Origin of the sequence: Bartonella sp. PS7NMGDW (assembly GCF_042193585.1) — a bacterium.
Classification (GTDB): domain Bacteria; phylum Pseudomonadota; class Alphaproteobacteria; order Rhizobiales; family Rhizobiaceae; genus Bartonella; species Bartonella grahamii.
Window position 1 is genome coordinate 1 of record NZ_JBHILX010000039.1, and the last position, 4,019, is coordinate 4,019.

Annotated in this window: 7 protein-coding genes and 1 pseudogene; 4 read left to right on the forward strand and 4 right to left on the reverse strand. The window is 35.2% G+C overall.

Going from position 1 to position 4,019, the window contains the following annotated elements; genetic code table 11:
- The 4 genes from ACFIKJ_RS08680 to ACFIKJ_RS08695 form a co-directional block, all read right to left on the reverse strand.
- Nucleotides 1-299: Rha family transcriptional regulator (locus ACFIKJ_RS08680; protein WP_375670499.1), on the reverse strand; the 299-nt coding region annotated here is incomplete at its 3' end.
- A complete protein-coding gene (locus ACFIKJ_RS08685) occupies nucleotides 292-726 on the reverse strand; it encodes an antA/AntB antirepressor family protein (RefSeq protein WP_375627578.1) in 435 nt (144 codons plus the stop codon). The genes ACFIKJ_RS08685 and ACFIKJ_RS08680, both read right to left, overlap by 8 nt.
- Nucleotides 727-781: 55 nt before the next feature.
- Nucleotides 782-1,156 carry a hypothetical protein gene (locus tag ACFIKJ_RS08690; protein ID WP_375652094.1) on the reverse strand — a complete coding sequence of 125 codons (375 nt, stop codon included), beginning with the start codon at nucleotides 1,154-1,156 and terminating at the stop codon, nucleotides 782-784.
- Between the two features lie 157 nt (nucleotides 1,157-1,313).
- The gene (locus ACFIKJ_RS08695; RefSeq protein WP_015856319.1) at nucleotides 1,314-1,931 is read right to left on the reverse strand and encodes an XRE family transcriptional regulator; all 618 of its coding nucleotides are present in this window, start codon (nucleotides 1,929-1,931) and stop codon (nucleotides 1,314-1,316) included.
- A gap of 109 nt (nucleotides 1,932-2,040) precedes the next feature.
- On the opposite strand from ACFIKJ_RS08695, the gene ACFIKJ_RS08700 reads away from it, so the two are divergent.
- The 4 genes and pseudogenes from ACFIKJ_RS08700 to ACFIKJ_RS08715 all read left to right on the forward strand — a co-directional run.
- Nucleotides 2,041-2,292, forward strand: coding sequence for a helix-turn-helix transcriptional regulator (locus tag ACFIKJ_RS08700; RefSeq protein ID WP_375652093.1), 252 nt, complete (start codon nucleotides 2,041-2,043; stop codon nucleotides 2,290-2,292).
- A complete protein-coding gene (locus ACFIKJ_RS08705) occupies nucleotides 2,261-2,746 on the forward strand; it encodes a hypothetical protein (RefSeq protein WP_375670501.1) in 486 nt (161 codons plus the stop codon). Before ACFIKJ_RS08700 ends, ACFIKJ_RS08705 begins: the two co-directional genes overlap by 32 nt.
- 81 nt (nucleotides 2,747-2,827) lie before the next feature.
- Nucleotides 2,828-3,307: a crossover junction endodeoxyribonuclease RuvC gene (locus ACFIKJ_RS08710; protein WP_375670502.1), complete on the forward strand. Its 480-nt coding sequence runs from the start codon at nucleotides 2,828-2,830 to the stop codon at nucleotides 3,305-3,307.
- Nucleotides 3,297-4,019 (forward strand): annotated as a pseudogene (locus ACFIKJ_RS08715) (hypothetical protein); the annotation flags it as partial. The gene ACFIKJ_RS08710 and the pseudogene ACFIKJ_RS08715, both read left to right, overlap by 11 nt.

The window sequence follows — 4,019 nt, forward strand, 5'->3', positions numbered from 1 at the left end:
TCTATAATCCTAGCGCGTAATGTCATGCTGTAACCAGAAACTAAAATGAGGCATTCACGTTTAGGAAGGTTGTAACAAGGGAGAGTGCGACCAGTTGAATCTTTGTAAAAACCTACAAATTCACTCAGCCCAAATTTGGGCTCAGTACTTTTAGAGTGCAACTCTTCAAGCATTTGCTTAATATCACGCATAACGTGTTTATGTTGTTTACTACACAATTCTGCAATTTCACGACTAGACATGGTTGGAATTGTTGTGTTTTGAAAATTGCTTTCAGATGTTGTAATAAAATTACGCATGCTTCACTCCGTTCGCTGTGACAACATTGTCATTCTGCTTAATTTGCTGTCTTAGATGTCTTAAGAAATCTTCTAATGTTTCAGGATTTGAATAATCGATTTTTGAATTTGCTTTTTTTTCGCATTTCAGAAAATATTCACGCACTTGTTTACCTTTGAGACCAGGTTCACAAATGGCAATGTGTTTTGCTGTGTCTAAAGTGAGAGCATAATCTTTAAAAGGATTTCCACGTGAGGAGTTTGATAATTCTTTAGTAGAAAGTACAAAGTCGACATCTTCTCTAAAGCTAAGTTCTTTAATACAGTTTGTTATCCACTTTCTAAACTCGGTTTTTACCTCTAAAAAGGTATATAAATCACGAGCGCTAATAGTTTGAACCTTTTGATGCTGAATAATATTGTATTGAGTAGCAAGAAGCTTTTCCATTACAGACCTCATATTGGTGGGATTGAAAGGGGCGTCTTTAAAACGCCCTTAGATTTTAAAGCACATCACATGCACGCAAACGGTGTTGTTGTTCGTAAGTACCATAAATCTCATCATTATATTTTTCGTCTGCGATCTCATCTAAAAGTTTATTGTAAACATCACTTTCGCATATAAAATAATGAACCTCACTATCTTCATGGAGATGTTCGATATTTTCTTTTACATATACTTCTGCAATTTCTTCAGAGATATCTTCACAATTATTCTCAGAAGGATTGATGCGAAAGATTTGGATTGCATCATCTACCTCATCAACAATGCTTAGAATTTGGCTTGCATCAAGTGGTCCAGACTCTGCAATGTGTTGATCTTTATCGTAGGCAACTAATAAAATTTCATCAGAATTTATAAGAATTGGATTTTCCATAATTTCTCCTCCCTAACGCCTCTTGGCAATTGTTTGTGCGTGGTTTGTATAATTACTTATATAACTATAATTATAAAATAGCAAGCAAAAAATTATAAAAAGTTATATTTTTTATAAAAAATATTATAATATCTTGCTAAATAAGAGGGGGGGATAATTAGCGATAAGTCCGAATCATCTTGCTGTAAGAACTTATTGGCAAAATAGCAAATATCTCTCCAACCCACACAATTTTAACATTCTTAATAGGTAAGGCATTCCAAGAAAGCAGATCTATTTCACCATTCATTCCCCTGCTAATCTGCTTTATATATCTTTTATTATCATGTGTTAAAATAACGGCTTCTTTGCCAAAAAAGGATTCTATTGTTTTAATTTGGCGCCGTCTTACGATAACCATATCTCCATCTTTATAGGCTGGTATCATAGAATCTCCTTTAACTTCAAAAGCAACCATATCATCAGGTAAAGCAAAAGGAATTTCTACTTGTTCAAGACCATCTTCAGGGATTTGTTCAAAACTTGGATCTATCTGTGTTCCTGCTCCAATATACCCCATAAGAGGAACAAAAGTTGTGAAGTGATTATCCCCTTTTAGTTCTTTATATAATTCTAAAATGGCATCTCGATTAGAGCCGCGTGGATCAGAATCTTTTAACCACTTAGACACTGAAGCTTGTGTTACGTTTAGCCGTTTGGCTACATCTTCTTGCGTTAAGTTAAACTCGGTCAAAATCTTTTTTAATGTGCTTATGATATTAGATTTATTACTCATACTTCTGCTTACCTTATTTTTTTATCGTTGATAAAGATAATTTTCATTGACTTTATATAACTATAATTATATGAATAAAATAAGACAAAGCTGTAATTGGAGCTTGTAAATGGATCAACGAGAAGATTTTAAGAATTTGACTAAGTCAATACGGGGCAAATTTAATTGGACACAATCAGAAATGGCGAAAATGCTTGGTGTAACTCAAGCAGCTGTTTGCAAGTGGGAAAAAAGAGGATCTATCTCCGTAATAAATTATCTAAAGCTGCAAAAGTTGAAGGATAGTTCTAGCTCTAGTTCTGCTTTTATTGCTGCTCCTACAGATAGTAATGAACATCAACAGCACCATTCACACTCTTAAAGAAGAAAGATCAGAGATGATAGATGTCCCACAAATCTCCATAAGCAAAGTTCAGTTGATTGATCTTGTTAATAAGATTGGACGGGAAGACATATATTATGGTGTCCGTTCGCCTCAAGATACATGTTTTGAAACACGCATAGATCCCTTATCAAATGGTTGTCTTGTCTATATACTGCATAGTATCTTTGCACGTGATGATAAAAAATATTTTCCGTTATCGCCGTACGATGATTTTAATAAATGGTTTTTATCTGTGTTTACGCAAGCTTTTACAACTTGGTTTGATAATTATTTTTCTCAAGAGCTGTCATCTTTTTATCGCTTAAATGAGCTAATCTTATTTATAGCCTTAGTCAAAAATAGGCTTGATTTCTTAAGGGATAAACTCATCGAAAAAAGAGAAGAAGAAATCAAATTAATAAATGATGCGTGTAGTGTGCGTCTGAATTGAGTTAATCCAATTTTTTAAAACTTATAACTACGCGCTCTGTCATAGCAAACATATAAATACGTAGAGCCTTAAGGGGGGATTATGATCACTAACGCACAAACCATTTTATGTCTTGATCTAGGGACCAAGACAGGCTGGGCGATATGCGGTGCGGATGGTCACATCATCAGTGGTGTCATGAATTTCCACCCCCGATATTTTGAAGTCGGTGGAATGCATTATTTACGCTTTAAGAGATGTCTATCAGAAATAAAACAGACAGTAGACAGCATTGACGCGGTGTATTTTGAAGAAGTGAGGCGTCATAATAGTACTGATGCAGTGCATATTTACGGTGACTTGTTATCAACCTTAACGACGTGGTGTGAACATCATCAGATACCGTATGAAGGCATTCCTGTTGGCACAATTAAGAAAGCAACAACAGGAAAAGGAAACGCATCAAAAGTAAAAATGATTAAGGCAATATGTTCCAAAGGACATACGCCTAAAGACGACAACGAAGCAGATGCTTTAGCAATTTTATATTTGATGAAAGAAAGGGATATACATGTCCAGTAAAATACCATGGACGAGACTGTTTGCCGATAAATGGGCGGTGGTCGTCGATTATTTACCTCCTGTAGAAGGTAATATCTATATGAGATTGCGATTTCGCATGCTTCGTACTGGTGAACCTCTTTTTTGTAACATTAAAGTTTTGTCTCATTACACTGGTTATTCAGTAAAGAAATTTGAGACAGCTTTGAATGTTTTGCTAGAAGAAGGATATATTATTCGTTTAGCAGATGGTCGTTTATGGAATCTCGATGTTGAAGAAGAATTAAAAAATTGCAATGAGAATTTAAATAAACTTTCAGAAAAAGCTATAAAAGCTGCGAATACTAAGAGAAAAAAACATAAAGATGACTCATCAAAAGACCATGATGATGTCATGATGATGTCATCACGAGGTCATGATGACATCATGATGAAACACATTAACATAGACAATAACATATATAATAAAAAACCTAATACTATCGTATTAGCAAAAAAAGAAATTGGTTCTGAAAGTTTAGAAACAAACGAACAGGTTCATGAGCCAACAGAGGTTGCTGCTGTTGAGACCACATCAGAGCAAATCACAACGGGTGTAGACAACCAACCTCCCATTCACGAGCAAGAGAACGTTCCCAAAAAAGCAAAACGAGCGAAAGCTAATCGCGGTTGTCGATTGCCTGCGGATTTTGAACCCGATTACGATTTTGCCATTGCAGAGGGCTTGCCTCCA